The following is a 14450-nucleotide window of genomic DNA, read 5'->3' as shown; positions in this document are numbered from 1 at the left end:
TGGGAAATGTGCATGCGTAAGAAATGCCGGATCAAAACCTTCACATCGGTGCTGCTATCAATGGTCGCGGCATCGCCGCTGACCGCGGCGCCACACATTGAGATCGTCCGCCAGGGCTTGGTTCTTGACGGCGTGACCGTCATTGACACGCGTTCTGGCGCGACGAGGCCCAACACTGCCGTTTGGATACAGGGCGAAAGGATCATGAAAGTTGCGCCGGCGCACAGCTTCAAGGTCGCCGGCAGGGCACGGCGGGTTACACTGCAAGGCAAGTTTGTCGTGCCAGGCTACAACGACATGCACACGCACAACCTGAATAGTGCAAGCCCCGCGACCAGCCTGCCGCTCATGCTGGCGAGCGGCATTACAGGGTTTCGCCAGATGGCCGGCTCGCCGGAACTGCTGACGGCGCGTGCATCGGCCAAACCGATCCTGCCGCCGGAGTCTCCCGCCCTGTTGGCCATGCCCGGTGCGATACTTATCCCCGGATCAAGCGCCACTGCCGAATGGATGCGGGCCGAAGTCCGCAATCAGAAGCAGCAGGGCGCCGATTTCATCAAGATAGCAGATGCCGGCCGCGAAGCCTATATGGCGGCGATCGACGAGGCGCGTCTCAACGGACTTCCGATCGCCGGCCATCTTCTCCCGACGGTCACGGTCAGGGAGGCCGCGAAGCAGGGGATGACGTCGATCGAGCATCTTGGTCCTGGCATCAGTGTCTTGCTGAGTTGTTCGCGAGACGAGGATGCGCTGCGGCGGATCATATCGTCGGTGCCGGAGCCGGCGGAAGCTCCCGCGAATGCGACGCCGGACGTGTGGAAGCGGATTTTGGCAAACCCGATGGCTCAGCTTCCTCCGCCCGCTATAAGGCTGATGGCGCGAACGGTGGCGACGTTCGACGAAGCGAAATGCCGTACGCTCGCGCGCGATCTGGCGGCCGGCCCTATGTGGCAGGTGCCCACACTGGCGCGACTGGAAGCAATGGAGATAGGCGACGGCCCGGCCTTTCGCGACAATCCCGACAATAAATATGTGCCCGCAGAGTCGCGTGCGCTCTGGAACTCGGTAGGAGATGCATTCAGCAGCCGTATGTCTGCGGGTGATCGGGAAACGCTCCGGAACCTGTTCGAACTTCAGTTGAAGGTGACGAAGCTGTTCGACGAAGCGGGTGTCAAGATGATGGCTGGCACAGACTTCGGCGGAGGGTGGCTCCCCCCAGCATCGTTGCATCATGAATTCGATCTGCTGGCGCGAGCCGGCATTACTCCCCTGCGCATCTTGCAGATGACGACGATCGATCCGGCGCGCTTTCTGGGGCGGGAAAAGACCATGGGCGCCGTGGAACCCGGAATGGTCGCCGATTTGGTCGTCCTGAACGCCAATCCGCTCGCAGCGGCCAAGAACCTTCACGGCATTGCCGCCGTGGTGCGCGCCGGTCGCCTCTATATGCGTGCAGAACTTGATGCACTCAAGCAACGGTCGACCCTACGGTAAGGGCGTTTTGACAACCGCGTCTCCGGCCTCAAATCAGATTTGAGACCGCTCGAACATTGGCCGCCTTTCTTTTGATTCCCAGCGCTGGTGCGAACCTGGCGGAGATATAGGACTAACATATGGATCACTCGATCGAGGACATCATCCGCGCGTTGGAAAATCGGCGGATCGCCGCTCTTGTTTCGGCTGACCTCGCTGTCCTCGACAGTCTCCTTGCCGATGATCTGGTGCATGTGCACGGCACCGGGAAGATCGACGACAAAGAGGAATATCTGCGGGGCGTGGCTGGCAAGTATAAATTCCATGCTATCCAGCGGGGCGATCTCAACATACGCGTCTTTGGAGACTTGGCGATCGTGACCGGCCGTCTGTCGCAAACCGTTTCGCTCCAGGGGAACGACAGGCTGATCGACGTAGACGCGATAGTCACACAGACATGGATTCGCGACAAAGACGATTGGAAGCAAAACACCTGCCATACCGGCGCGATTTCGACCTGAGCCATGACTCCGGTAGCCCGACACATCGGGTCGACCACCCGATTAGGAAATTGATGTCGGGTTCGCATCCTGCCGGCAGCATCTCCTGCAATTCACGCCACGCCGAAATCCAGCACGATCTTTCCGACAATATCTCCCCGTTGCATGGCTTCCATAGCTGCGTCGGCCTCCTCCCAGGGCAGCACATGGCCCACCACAGGATGCATCTGGTGTTGCACAAGCGCGCGGTTCATCGCCTCGAACATTTCTCGCGAACCCACTGTTATCCCCCTAATCCGGGCGTTCTTGCCATAGATGTGCCGTATGTCGATCGGCTCGACCGCGCCGCTCAGCATGCCGACCACGGATATCGCGCCGCCTAGCCGAATGGCCTTCAGGCTTTCGGCAAAGGTACCGGCTCCTCCCACCTCAATGACGAGGTCCAGACCGCGACCATCCGTCATCGAAAGCGCGCGCAGGCTCCATTCGGAATTATCGCGATAGTTGATGCCGCCATCGGCGCCCAGCATGCGTGCCTGCTGCAACTTGGCGTCAGACGAACTGGTCACGAGAACCGCCGCGCCAGCCATCTTGGCGAATTGCAAGGCGAAGAGAGAGACGCCTCCCGTGCCCTGAACCAACACCACCGATCCGGGCTGCGCCACGCCCGAGTACATGACCGCGTTCCAGGCCGTCAGGCCAGCACAAGGCAAGGTTGCCGCTTCTATCGCCGAAAGATGCGGCGGGGCAGCAACCAGCGCCTGCTCCGCCGCCGCGAAGGCCGTCTGCCCAACACCGTCACGACCAGCGCCCAGCGGGCGGCGGCTTTCGGGAGAGAGAGAGCCAGCGATCCATTCCGGGAAGAAAAGCGAGCAGACGCGATCCCCCGGCTGCCATTGCGTAACGCCGTCGCCGACCGCCTCCACGATACCGCAGGCATCAGAGAACGGAATATAGGCCCGCCCCGGCCGGTCGATCGACTTTCCCGACATCATGGCAATGTCGCGATAGTTCAGCGCGACGGCCGCCGTTCGCACCCGCACCTCGCGCGGACCAAGCGGCGGCAGCGCGACATCCCTCATCGAGAGCCGGGCTTCGCCATTTTCAACGCAAACCGTAATAGCTCTTTCTCGGCTGCGTTCCGGCATGAATATTCTCCCGACATGATGATAGTGGAACAGACGGCAGCGCGACCCGGCCGGGCCGCCGCGTTTGCCGCGCCTTAGTCAGCGTGGTCCAAGGCGCACCGCTCCGTCGAGGCGGACCGTCTCGCCGTTCAGCATAGGGTTGCTCGCGATAGCTAGCACGAGTTGGGCATATTCGCTCGGCTGACCCAGACGGCGCGGATGGGGCACCTGCGCCGCAAGACTGTTCTGAACCTGTGGACTGAAGCTTTCGACCATCGGGGTCAGGAACACGCCGGGAGCGATGGACATGACGCGGATTCGATGTTCCGCCAGATCGCGCGCCAGCGATAGCGTCATTCCCGCGACGCCCGCCTTTGACGCCGTATAGGCCGCCGTCCCGATCTGCCCGTCGAACGCGGCTACGGACGCAGTGTTGATGATCAACCCTTTATCCTCCTCAGCGATATCGGCCGCGACCAGACGCGCAGCGAATTTCGCAATGGCGTTGAATGTGCCAACAAGGTTGACATCGATTGTCCTGCGGAACCGGTCCAGGTCATGCGCCTGCCCGTCCCTGCCTACCGTGCGTCCGGGGAGCGCCACACCCGCGCAATTGACGAGCAGGCGCGCGATACCGTTCTGCGCCGCCGCCGCGTCCACCGCCCGTGCGACGCTGAGATCATCGGACACATCCACCTGATGAAAGGACGCACCGATCTCTCCGGCGCATGCGACCCCCTCCTCTTCCTTGAGGTCGAAGATCGCTACTTTGGCTCCCCGCTGCCGAAGCATCCGCGCCGTCGCCAGACCGAGCCCCGATGCGCCCCCGGTCACGATAGCGGGCAGCCCCTTGAGATCCATTGTCTTAATTCCTCCCCAATGCGTTTTCGTCCCTGCGCGCTTCATCGCCCACGGCGGATTGCGCCGCGACAGCCTGACAGGGGACCGAGCGTCGCCGCCACCAACGGCGCGAAGCCCGGTCGTTCCAGCATCCGCTTAAATTGCGTTGGCCAGACAATAAAATCGCCGTGCATGATGCGACGCATAAGCATCGATGATGGATCTGTCGCCCGTGCGGCAGCGCGGATTGACCGCCCATACGACATCCTTGTATCAGGGTGACTGATAGCAAGTATAGGCCACGCCGATTGGTCCGCCGTTTCCTGACCTCGTAAAATGCGAGCCCATCAAAACAAACGGCGTGCGAAAATAATGACATCCGACACGAATAATGCCGAGGTAAAGGCAGTCCACGAGGCCGAGCGCCGCCGGGGTAAAGCATTGGTCGCGGGTAACCATGACGCCCTAGCACAGCTTCTGTCGCCCACTTTGTCCCACACGCATACGCCGGGGCATACGGAGACGCTCGAAGAATATCTTCGCTTCGTCAGGGAAGATGTTTTCTTCCTCGACATAAGGCGGGACAAGCTGACCGTTCGGCTGTTTGGCACGGTCGCGGTCATGACCGGTTTGATGGACAGTGTGATCCAGATACGAGCGAACGAACAGACCGTCTCACTCCGCGCCCAAGTCCTGCAGGTCTGGCTCAAGCAAGACGAAGAGTGGCGGTTAGAGGCGTTTCAAGCGACCGCGATTGCTGCCTGAGGGGACGGCGCCTGGCCTTCCCCGCTGCTCCCGCCCGTCGGGACGGCGCTGCCTTGCTTCTCGCCTGCTGCGGATGTCCGCGCTGATGTCCTGGAGCAGCCCGCGCAGCCAGACATGGCCCGGATCGCTGTTGTTGCGCGCATGCCAAAATGCCGCCTCCGTGATCGGATCGACGGCGAACGGCGGCTCCATGATTCGCAGGTTTAGCATCGGGGCGAGCATCGCCGCCAGTTCATAAGGCACGATGGCAATCATATCCGTTCCGGGAAGCTGAAAAAGTTGGCTTGTAAAGCTGCCGATCATCACGCGATCGTGCGGGACAACGCCCGCGAGCCGATGAGCGACATCGGGCACGGTGGGAATGTCATGATTGGCGCCTGCATGGGAAAAGCGCGTATATTCGGCCAGCGTCAACGGCGATGACGCCGGATGATCGGCGGACATGACGCAGACGAACCGATCCTCGATCAACGGCATCCGGTTCATCGCCTGAAACTGATCGTCATCGGCGAAGACCCTTTGGTCGTCGAGGGTAATCTGCATGTCGAGGTCGCCAAGTTGAAGCGGATCGAAATCCTTCGTGAACCGCTCCGCCACCGCGATCCTGATGTTGGGCGCCTCGATGCTGATCCGCTGCATCAGGCCCGGCAGAATCGTATGCGTGCAATAATCCGACATGGCGAAGCGGAACGTGCGCTGCGACGTTCGGGGATGGAAGCTGGGTCCGACCTGAAGCAGCCGCTCGATGACCAGGATTGCCTCATGCACCGGTTCGACCAGCGCCTGCCCCTGCGGCGTAAGCTCCATCCCACGGCCAACGCGGATCAGCAGCGGATCCTGAAAAATTTCCCGCAGACGCTGGAGAGACCCGCTCACCGCGGGCTGAGTCACGAACAGCCTGCGAGCCGCCCGCGTCACGCTTTTCTCCTGCAACAGCACGTCCAGGGCGCGTAGCAGGTTGATATCGAACTGGGTCAGTTCCATCCTATGCTCTCCAGCCGGAATCCTGTCGCCGGCAGGGACGGGTCGCGACATATATCGTCCCGCGCACGCCGACGTCCCTACAGCCTGACTGGCTTGCGTCCGGCCCGCAGTCGCTGCCTACCACGCTCTGCCCGACCCGAACGGCAGCCCGCAGGATAGGAATCCAGTCATGGCGCGAGGCCCAAATGGGTGCAAGCGTCATTTTAGCCATCGGCCGACGGCCGGGACGCAGGTCGTGCTACAGTTTAGAGGGATGCCGAATGCGAGCCTGTTTTGTCTGCCGGACAGCTCTATTTCCTCGCTTCCAAGATGCTGACATAGTTGACCACCGCCGAGCCGCCCATGTTGAACAGACCAACGAGCTTGGCGTCAGGAACCTGGAAATCGCCTGCAGCACCCTGCAACTGCATGGCCGCCAAAACATGCATGGACACGCCCGTCGCGCCGATCGGGTGGCCTTTGGCCTTCAAGCCGCCTGAAGGATTGACGGGCAGCTTGCCGCCTTTCTCGGTCCATCCTTCCAGGATCGCACGCTCGCCCTGTCCCTGAGGCGTCAATCCCATGGCCTCGTAGGCAAGAAGTTCCGCCGTCGTAAAACAATCATGGGTTTCGACAAGACTGAGATCTTCCAGCCCGACGCCCGCATCGGCCAGCGCCTGCCGCCAAGCGCGGCTCGGGCCAGGCATGGCGACGATGTCGCGCTTGGACACGGGCAGGAAATCGCTGACGTGCACTGCGCTGCGAAACGCGATCGCCTTCTGCGCGGCGTCCGCCGTATCGGCATCGGCAAGCACCAGCGCTGCGGCTCCGTCGGAGATCATCGAACAGTCTGTCCGCCTCAGACGGCCCGCCACGAGAGGATTCTTGTCGTTGCCGCGACAGAATTCATAGCCAAGATCCTTCCGAACATGGGCATAGGGGTTGGCGACACCGTTGCGGTGGTTCTTGGCCGCAATATGGGCGAGCACATCCGACTTGTCGCCATAGCGCTGAAAATAGGTATCCGTGATGCCCGCGAACACACCGGCGAAGCCGCCCTGTGTCTCGCCTTCCTCCGGCAGATAGGATGCCTTGATCAGGCAGTCGCCGATGGCGGCGCTGCCCAGCTCGGTCATCTTCTCCGCCCCGATCACCAGAACGCGCCGCGCCGCGCCTGCGGCGATCGCGTTGCGGGCCTGATAGACGGCGGCACTGCCTGTCGCACATGCATTTTCGACCCGCGTCGCAGGCTTGAAGCGGAGATCGTCGCTGATGGCGAGGGGCAGCGAGGATACGAACTCCTGCCGCGTCATGCCGGCATTCATGGTTCCAACGAAGATCGCGTCGATGTCGCCCGGCTCCAGGCCTGCATCGGCGATCGCGCTGGCCCCGGCTTCGACAATCAGACTCTCGATCGTCTCATCGGCGAGATTTCCGAACTTCGAGTGCGACCATCCGATGATATATGCGCTCATGCTTAATCCTTTACAGCTGTCAAACGAACATAGCGGCGCGGCCACACGTCGCGAAATCGCTTGGGCTGATACCGCCCATAAGTCTGGATGACCTTCGCGACGTCGGCTCGTCATTGGCCTGTGCGGGCTGCACAGGCCAACCACGCGAAAGTGGAACGTGCGGGGCCGAGTTCAGAAGTTCCATTCGAGCGATCCGCCGACTATCCGCGGCGGATTGGTATAGTCGCCGATATAGGAAATCCCGGCGACGGTCGAAAACTGGCTGACTACAGCCTTGTTCAGAATATTATTGATGTAAAGGCGGGCCGTGATCGCCTTGCTGGGCGTAGTCCAGGCAACAGAGGCGTTCAGGAAATGATAGCTGTTCTGCCGCAGCCGGTTGTCCGCTTCCGCTACGAAGCCACTATTGTAGCTATCTGTTACATTGACCGCGAAATCGCCGATCGAACTTGGGATCGTATAGGTTGCACCCAGACTATACGTAAATTTTGGCGAATAAGGAATTCTGTTACCGCTCGCGTCACCGGGGAAGCCGGAATTGGGTTGGCCGTTTGGCAGGGGTGTCGTGAACGTCGCGCCTGGAAAGGACTTGAACTTGGCATGCAGCAGGTTGGTGCTGGCGTTCAGTGTCAGATTATCGCCAGCCTTTGCGGTAAGTTCGGCATCCAGACCATAAAGCTCCGCTGATGCGCCATTGACGATGATGAGGACGGTGGAGAAGGCCGGAACCTGGATATTCTTATAATTATAATAGAAGCCGGATAGGTTCAGCCGCACCCGGCGCTCAAACAATTCGCTTTTCACGCCCCCTTCGTAGGAGTCGAGTTGCTCGGGCAGGTATGCGGGGTTGCTCGGCGTACTGATATTGTACCCGCCGCTCTTCACCCCGCGGTTATATGATATGAAGCCGGTAACGCTCGGCGTGAAGTCATGATCGAGCGCAAGGCGCCAGGTCGGCTTCCTGAAACTGCTCTTCTCGCCGGCGACATCCGCCACGGTCACCTTGCCCCCGCCCGGCAGCGTAAAGACAGCGGATCCGTGGAATTTCGTCCACTGCCAAGTGTAGCGGAAGCCGGCCGTGAACCGTGTCGATTCCGTGATGCGGTAGGTCGCCTGCCCATAAGCTGCAGCCGAATCCACGCGCTGCGTTCCATCGACATTCTCTCGTTCGAAGGGAAAGATCGCCGGTCCGACCGCCGGATCGCCCGCGATCTGAAGCCCAAGATTGGCGGCAAATCCTGGCCGAAAGAAAAGTTCCTGTTGCCGGTTGGCCTTGTTGTAGAAATAATAGAAGCCCGTCTGCCAGGTCAAACGCCCGGAGTCAGACGAAGCAAGCTGGATTTCCTGCGTCACCTGCTCGGAATGATCGGTGGAATTAATGTCCAAAACGGGGGTGGTCGTCACCGATGGCGACAGACGGAAGAAGTTTCTCGACTTGCGATATGCACTGATCATCGTCAGATTCAAATCACCCAGTTCTTGATCGAGCGTGACCGAGACTCCACCGCCGCCATAGTCATTCTGGGCATCGACGTAGCTTTTGGTATCCCACGGCCGCGCCGGTTGAGGGGTAGGAAACGCGATGCCCGTTCCTGGCAGCGCGCGGAAGTTCATGGCCATGGGCCCGTGGCGATCCGAATAGTCGGCCGACAGGCGGATGACGGTTGTGTCGCTGAGATCAGCCTCCACCTTTCCGCGCACGCCGAGGATATGGTCGGCCTTGTAGGCATCGTTCCCGGTAAAGACGTTGCGGCCCCAGCCCTGCCCTTGATGGCTGAACGTTCCGGCAAGGCTCGCCCGCACTGTGTCCGACAGGGGGCCAGCCACGAACCCGTCGGCTCTCAGCGTTTCATACTGGTCGAAACCGATCCGCGCTCGGCCGCCGAACGTCTCGCTTGGCTCTTGCGTCGTGATCTGAAGGACGCCGCCCGTCGCATTGCGACCGAAGAGCGTGCCTTGCGGTCCCTTGATCACGGACACCTGCTCGATGTCGAACAGATCCATATTCACGTCGGCCGGATTGGCGTAATAAACCCCATCGACATAGGTGGCGACCGGGCTTTCCAGACCGGCAGCGGCGAAACCGCTGCCAACGCCGCGGACATAGGGCGTGACGTTTCCGCCGATATTGAGCAACTGCAATCCGGGCAACGCGGCGGCAAGACCCTGGGTGCTCTGTATACCGGAATTGATGAGCTGTTGAGGGGTCACGGCGGCGATGGCGATCGGGACTTTTTGCATACTTTCCGACCGCTTCTGCGCCGTCACGATGATGTCCTCCAGTCCTCTGGATTGGGGTTCAGCGGATGCGGGGCCGGACACCTGCTGCGCCCAAAGCGGTTGCGCGACAGCAAGTGCAGCGAGACCGACGCCCGCGGTCAAATATCGGTGCTTCATACTATCCTCCCCATTTTTTCTTCGTTGCTATTGATAAGGGCCGGGTCACCAAAGTTCGGACCACTGCCCCCATGCCCGCAGGCTAGCGGTTTCCCGAATATCGAAGAGACGAGAAAAGCTTCGTTGCGATGCATTCCGGTCATCATATCCGGCGGGCTGAAGAGCCTCGCCGGTCGCTTCATCGAGAGGCGCGCGCCTCAGACCTTAGCCTGCTGGCGCAGAAAACCTTCGAGCGCGAGGGATGTCGCCTCCGGCTGGTCGACATTCACATGATGCCCGGCATTCCTGATGATCACCAATTCGCTGCCGGGAATCATCGAAGCGAGCTGGGCGCCAAGGGTTGGCCGATTTTCGAACTCGGCCCAGATAACCAAGGTCGGACACCGGATGGCGCCCAGTTCCTCGTCACTCAGCAACCGGTAGGTAAGCGGGACATTCGGAAGATATTTAACATAGTCGCGCTTATGCGACAGGATAAGGTCGACCTCCTCTCTGAACCGGTCCGGTGCCCGGCTCGGAAATTCGGGATCGTGAAACATCCGCCTCACGAAATCCTCGACCGCCGACCGGCGGGTCTCTTCGTCCTGCTCCTCGGCGAGCAACGCCGCGAAATCGGCCACCACCTTCGCGGCAGGCGGCGGTGGACCGCCAGGGCCAGCGCACATGTTCACCAGGGCGCGAACCTTATCCGGATAGACCAGCGCCGTCCGCATCGACACAGCACCGCCCTGCGAAACCCCGCACAGAAACGCGCGGTCCTCGCCCAGTGCCTCGATCATCGCGGGCAGCAGGGGCACGAGGTCGTCGACCGTCCATCCGCCGGCAATCGCTCCGGACTCTCCATGGCCCGGCCAGTCGAACGCGACGCATCGGAAATGGCGGCTAAGGTGCAGCAATTGGGGGACCATGAGCTGCTTGCCGGCGAACGTGCCATGCATCAGTATGACCAGCGGCCCTTCGCCAGCCTCGATGCAGGCGAGCGAAACCCCCTTGATGGTGAGACTGTAATTCTTCATCGTGACGACTTTCCTGGCGGATGCGGAATCTGGCTAGGCGAAGCTGAGGGCGCCACGGACGGTGTCGATCAGCCAGTTGCAATCGTCGGGCAGCGCGTCGCCCCTCCACGCGACATGCTGGTCCGGACGAATGAGGATCAGCTTGCGCTCGTAGAGGTCGCGCGCATCTTGGCGATCCAGTTCGAAGGTTTTGAAGGGGACGCCCCGTCGGACGGCCGCCTCTTCCAGCGCTCCGGTCGATGCGGCCGGATCGAGCTTCAGAAGGCAGAAGCCGTCGCCGAAATGGTCAAAGAGCGAGCTGCCATCGTCGAGCCAGATGTGCGGCGCCCGGCATCCCGGCACGGCCATGGGCGTATATTCCGCATAGTCCATGCGCGGTGCCTCGCGGGTGTCCCGCACGATGATGGGCGATGCATAATAATGGTAGCCGAGTTGTGCGCCGAGGCTTCGGAATTCCTGCATCTTCTCGGCAACGAGCAGCTCGCATACTTCCTTGCGCGCCGCCTCGCCGCGCTCGGAATCCTCCTCCATATGAGGCCGGATCAATTCGGTCCCGAGCAGCTTCTGATTATAGGCCGATCCGTCGATGATAAAGCGCTCCACCTCCCGACGCTCAAGGGAATAGGTGCCCAGCAGCATCGGGCCGCCCCATCCCTGAAGCATGGCCGCCAGCTTCCAGCCCAGGTCGGCGGCGTCCCCGATACCCATGTTCATGCCAAACCCGCCGAAAGGCGAGGTCAGATGGGCGGCATCGCCGGCCACGAGAACACGGCCGAAATTATAGGTCGGCAGCATGCGCGAGTGGCTGGACCATGCGCGGCCCGTCGCCTCGGTAATTTCGAACTCCGCGCCGATGCTGGCGAAGAGCATCTTCGAAAAATCCTCGAAGCTCAGCGGATCGATGCCTACTGGGATCGGCGAGGAGAGATAGACCCAATGGTCGTTCTCGCTTTGCGGCAGCACGACATCGGCATACCCGTCCTCGTTGAGGAAAAAGGTAAAGGAGGACAGCCGCGTCTTTTCGAACAGATGGGTCAGTTCCGGCGCGCGGAAGTGCCAGGACATGCTTTGCGCCAGCGTCTCTCCGCATAACGCCGCATTGAGTTTGGTCCGCAGCTTCGAGCGAGCACCATCGCACAATATCAGATATTCGGCCGTGGCGATGTTCGGCCCATCGGGGCCGCCATAGCGGACGGAAACCCCATTTTCGTCCTGCTGGAAGTCGATGACTTCGGCGTCGAACAGCGCCGTGACGGTCGGCTTTTCGAGCAGGCATTCATGCAGCGTCTTTTCGATCGCCTGGTTTGGCGCCCATTCCGGCACTTCCGCGGAAATGGGCAGGCGCTCCTTCCATTCGCAAGCCCCTTCGATGTTCAGCAGAACCCGGCCGTTCGCCCGGGTCATGAACGTCACATCGCGATGGTATCTCGCAGGCACGGGATCGTTGGCGCGCAATCGGTCGGCGACGCCGAGCCGTCGAAAATGCTCCATGGTCCGCGCGTTCGACAGATTGGTCTTCGCGGTGTGATAATGGCCCTCGGGGCTCGCTTCACACATCAGCACCCGAATGCCGCGATGGGCCAGCTCAAGCGCCATGGTCATTCCGACTGAACCGCCGCCGGCGACGATCACCTGATACCGCTCGCCGTCGCGGGATTCGCTGACATTCATGTAACTTCTCTCCTGGATATAGCCGGCTGGCCGCGTTCTTGATGGCCGGACATTATCGCCCCGCTGCCTGTTTCCGAGATGAGATGTGCATCATTGCGATGCACACCGCTTATCGGGCTGCGCCCCGCCAATTTGCCGGACAGATGCAAGCCCGCCGCCGGTCGCAGGGCCCGGCCTCCGGCTGGATGGCCGGGCGCTGCATGACGGTTATCATCGCGCCAAATTTGAAATCTTGCCCGCTCGCAGGACGCGTGAGAGCCTCGTCCCGATTTCTGGAGGTGAATTATGCCAATGCCCGCCGTCGCTGCCGCGATCGAACATGCTAAACATCAGCCGGTGGTGTCACCCGCGCATTTCGCACACGTTGTTTTCCGCACATCACGGATCGACGCGATGTCCCACTGGTACAAGACCGTCCTCCACGCGCATGCTGCTTTCGAAACGGAAATCCTGGTCTTTCTCACCTACGATGAAGAGCATCATCGCGTGGCGATCCTCAATGTGGAGGGATTGGCCGAACAGCCGGACGGCGTGGCCGGGTTGCAGCATATCGCTTATTCCCACAAGTCGCTCCACGATTTGCTGGGCAATTATGTCCGCCTTCGCGAAAAAGGGATCGTGCCGAAATGGGCGGTCAATCATGGCCCGACCACATCGCTTTACTATGCCGATCCCGACGACAATCAGGTCGAATTCCAGGTAGACAATTATGACACTTTGGAAGAGGCCACGGCGTTCTTCTACAGTGAAGCCTTTGCAATCAATCCGATCGGCGTGCCCTTCGATCCCGATGCGCTCTACGAGCGCCTGCTTGCCGGGGAAGACGAACGCCAACTCAAGCTGCGCCCGCAAAGCGGCCCGGCGGGCGTCGAAATCATCGGCATCCGCTGACCGAGGGCTTTTTCCGCGAAAATAGCAAGGGGGGGGCGACCCGTACGGCGCGGCTGCCCCCTCCCCTCATTCCGCGAGAACGGCAGCGCATCCCTGCAACGCCGTCGGCTCCGCCGGCACCTTCCTGTCCATCGCGTAGTTCATCGCGGCATTGCGCGCGAGATCGTAGAGATGCTGCGCGACGGGCGTTAATGGCAGGTCGCTGCGCCGCACGATGCAGAGTGGCGGGCAGGCGAAGGTGACGTCGGCAATCGGAATCGCCTGGACAAAGGATTTGATTAGCGGCGATTCCAGCCATTGCACGGGCAGAAAGCTCAGCAGATCGCTGTCGGCGATCGCCAAGATCGTCATGATCGTAGACGTCGTATGCAAGACAATGTCCGGCCGCGGCAGGCCCGCTCGCACGAAAATCTCCTCGAACGCCGTTTCATCTGGCCGATTGGCGAGCGAGGGGCGAATCCATTGAGCGGAACGCAGTTCGCCGATGCTCCTTGCATTGCCGAGCGGATGACCGGCGCGCGCGATAATCACCCGTTGATTGTCGGCGATATGCTCCACCGACAGCGAGGTGGACGACAGCGCCTGGTCATAGGCGCCGAGATAGAAATCGATCTCCCCTGACTTGATACTGCGCTCCACCGGCTGAAAGAAATCCTGGCGCATGCGCAGCAGCGCTTTGGGATATTTCCGGCGGAAGCTCCTCACTATGCGGGACGTAAGCGCGATGGCGGCTCCGGAAGACATGGCCATCGACGCCTGTCCGACGAAATTGCCTTTGAGTTGATCCACCTCATCGCGCGCACGCCGCATCTCCGACTGGATGACTTCGGCGCGCCTCAGAAAAGCCTGGCCGATCGGCGTGAGACATACGCCGTTCACATGACGCTCGAAAAGCGGCGCGCCCAGATCATTTTCGATGTCTCTGATGCTTCTCGATATGGCGGGCTGCGTAATGCCGAGCAGTCGGCCTGCTGCTCTCAGGCTCCCGGTTTCCGCGACGGCCGAGACATCTCTGATATGGTGCAACTTCATTTTCTTCCCTCTCGTTTCTGCCGGGGTCTTGATGCCCCTTGCGTTCTGATTTTGATGTCCGGATCGGCCCGGCGCCCACTGGATATCCGGGAAGCAGCGCCCCCGATCGATGCCTGAAATGCATAGCTTCCTCGAACTTGCGATCATCTCAAGGGAGCCGCCGCTCGCTAAACACCTCCTGACCGTGTCCTTGCACCGCGCCGTATGACTTAGGCCGTCGCGCGGTGAAGCGGGCATCGGGAATCATGATGTAAAACATAAATGAGGCTGATCAGGTCAGGCGCGCGACCAAACCCGGCC

Annotated in this window: 12 protein-coding genes; 4 read left to right on the top strand and 8 right to left on the bottom strand. The window is 60.9% G+C overall.

Going from position 1 to position 14450, the window contains the following annotated elements; genetic code table 11:
• Window positions 1-12 precede the first annotated feature (12 nt).
• On the top strand, window positions 13-1494 hold the full coding sequence (locus tag Sj15T_RS02700; protein ID WP_013039764.1) for an amidohydrolase family protein: 1482 nt from the start codon (window positions 13-15) through the stop codon (window positions 1492-1494).
• A gap of 119 nt (window positions 1495-1613) precedes the next feature.
• Window positions 1614-1994 carry a nuclear transport factor 2 family protein gene (locus Sj15T_RS02695; RefSeq protein WP_013039763.1) on the top strand — a complete coding sequence of 127 codons (381 nt, stop codon included), beginning with the start codon at window positions 1614-1616 and terminating at the stop codon, window positions 1992-1994.
• Window positions 1995-2086: 92 nt separating this feature from the next.
• Here Sj15T_RS02695 and Sj15T_RS02690 read toward each other — a convergent pair whose 3' ends face one another.
• Window positions 2087-3121, bottom strand: a complete 1035-nt coding sequence (locus tag Sj15T_RS02690) for an NAD(P)-dependent alcohol dehydrogenase (protein WP_013039762.1) — start codon at window positions 3119-3121, stop codon at window positions 2087-2089.
• Between the two features lie 78 nt (window positions 3122-3199).
• Window positions 3200-3961, bottom strand: coding sequence for an SDR family NAD(P)-dependent oxidoreductase (locus tag Sj15T_RS02685; RefSeq protein ID WP_013039761.1), 762 nt, complete (start codon window positions 3959-3961; stop codon window positions 3200-3202).
• 351 nt (window positions 3962-4312) lie between these two features.
• Here Sj15T_RS02685 and Sj15T_RS02680 point away from each other — a divergent pair, with 351 nt between their 5' ends.
• Complete coding sequence (locus tag Sj15T_RS02680) at window positions 4313-4705, top strand: nuclear transport factor 2 family protein (RefSeq protein WP_013039760.1); 393 nt, start codon at window positions 4313-4315, stop codon at window positions 4703-4705.
• On the opposite strand, the gene Sj15T_RS02675 is transcribed toward Sj15T_RS02680, so the two are convergent.
• The 5 genes from Sj15T_RS02675 to Sj15T_RS02655 form a co-directional block, all read right to left on the bottom strand.
• Window positions 4670-5689 carry a LysR family transcriptional regulator gene (locus Sj15T_RS02675; RefSeq protein WP_013039759.1) on the bottom strand — a complete coding sequence of 340 codons (1020 nt, stop codon included), beginning with the start codon at window positions 5687-5689 and terminating at the stop codon, window positions 4670-4672. The genes Sj15T_RS02680 and Sj15T_RS02675 overlap by 36 nt on opposite strands.
• Window positions 5690-5979: 290 nt before the next feature.
• Window positions 5980-7188, bottom strand: coding sequence for an acetyl-CoA acetyltransferase (locus Sj15T_RS02670; RefSeq protein WP_253720699.1), 1209 nt, complete (start codon window positions 7186-7188; stop codon window positions 5980-5982).
• A 126-nt stretch (window positions 7189-7314) separates the two neighbouring features.
• Entirely contained in the window at window positions 7315-9540 is a 2226-nt protein-coding gene (locus Sj15T_RS02665) for a TonB-dependent receptor (protein WP_013039757.1), read from the bottom strand.
• 197 nt (window positions 9541-9737) lie between these two features.
• Entirely contained in the window at window positions 9738-10556 is an 819-nt protein-coding gene (locus tag Sj15T_RS02660) for an alpha/beta hydrolase (RefSeq protein ID WP_013039756.1), read from the bottom strand.
• Window positions 10557-10589: 33 nt separating this feature from the next.
• The gene (locus Sj15T_RS02655) at window positions 10590-12227 is read right to left on the bottom strand and encodes an FAD-dependent monooxygenase (protein ID WP_013039755.1); all 1638 of its coding nucleotides are present in this window, start codon (window positions 12225-12227) and stop codon (window positions 10590-10592) included.
• A gap of 285 nt (window positions 12228-12512) precedes the next feature.
• On the opposite strand from Sj15T_RS02655, the gene Sj15T_RS02650 reads away from it, so the two are divergent.
• The gene (locus Sj15T_RS02650) at window positions 12513-13118 is read left to right on the top strand and encodes a VOC family protein (RefSeq protein WP_013039754.1); all 606 of its coding nucleotides are present in this window, start codon (window positions 12513-12515) and stop codon (window positions 13116-13118) included.
• A gap of 66 nt (window positions 13119-13184) precedes the next feature.
• On the opposite strand, the gene Sj15T_RS02645 is transcribed toward Sj15T_RS02650, so the two are convergent.
• The gene (locus tag Sj15T_RS02645; protein ID WP_013039753.1) at window positions 13185-14150 is read right to left on the bottom strand and encodes a LysR substrate-binding domain-containing protein; all 966 of its coding nucleotides are present in this window, start codon (window positions 14148-14150) and stop codon (window positions 13185-13187) included.
• Between the last annotated feature and the right edge of the window lie 300 nt (window positions 14151-14450).

It is taken from the genome of Sphingobium sp. TA15, assembly GCF_037101235.1.
Taxonomy (GTDB): domain Bacteria; phylum Pseudomonadota; class Alphaproteobacteria; order Sphingomonadales; family Sphingomonadaceae; genus Sphingobium; species Sphingobium indicum.
This window is presented reverse-complemented; position numbering and strand designations above follow the sequence as displayed.

Excerpts from the sequence above, each read along its gene's own strand:
- Sj15T_RS02690 (WP_013039762.1), bottom strand. The coding sequence starts at position 3,121 with ATGCCGGAACGCAGCCGAGAAAGAGCTATTACGGTTTGCGTTGAAAAT.
- Sj15T_RS02645 (WP_013039753.1), bottom strand. The coding sequence starts at position 14,150 with ATGAAGTTGCACCATATCAGAGATGTCTCGGCCGTCGCGGAAACCGGG.
- Sj15T_RS02695 (WP_013039763.1), top strand. The coding sequence starts at position 1,614 with ATGGATCACTCGATCGAGGACATCATCCGCGCGTTGGAAAATCGGCGG.
- Sj15T_RS02700 (WP_013039764.1), top strand. The coding sequence starts at position 13 with ATGCGTAAGAAATGCCGGATCAAAACCTTCACATCGGTGCTGCTATCA.
- Sj15T_RS02655 (WP_013039755.1), bottom strand. The coding sequence starts at position 12,227 with ATGAATGTCAGCGAATCCCGCGACGGCGAGCGGTATCAGGTGATCGTC.
- Sj15T_RS02660 (WP_013039756.1), bottom strand. The coding sequence starts at position 10,556 with ATGAAGAATTACAGTCTCACCATCAAGGGGGTTTCGCTCGCCTGCATC.
- Sj15T_RS02680 (WP_013039760.1), top strand. The coding sequence starts at position 4,313 with ATGACATCCGACACGAATAATGCCGAGGTAAAGGCAGTCCACGAGGCC.
- Sj15T_RS02675 (WP_013039759.1), bottom strand. The coding sequence starts at position 5,689 with ATGGAACTGACCCAGTTCGATATCAACCTGCTACGCGCCCTGGACGTG.
- Sj15T_RS02650 (WP_013039754.1), top strand. The coding sequence starts at position 12,513 with ATGCCAATGCCCGCCGTCGCTGCCGCGATCGAACATGCTAAACATCAG.
- Sj15T_RS02665 (WP_013039757.1), bottom strand. The coding sequence starts at position 9,540 with ATGAAGCACCGATATTTGACCGCGGGCGTCGGTCTCGCTGCACTTGCT.
- Sj15T_RS02685 (WP_013039761.1), bottom strand. The coding sequence starts at position 3,961 with ATGGATCTCAAGGGGCTGCCCGCTATCGTGACCGGGGGCGCATCGGGG.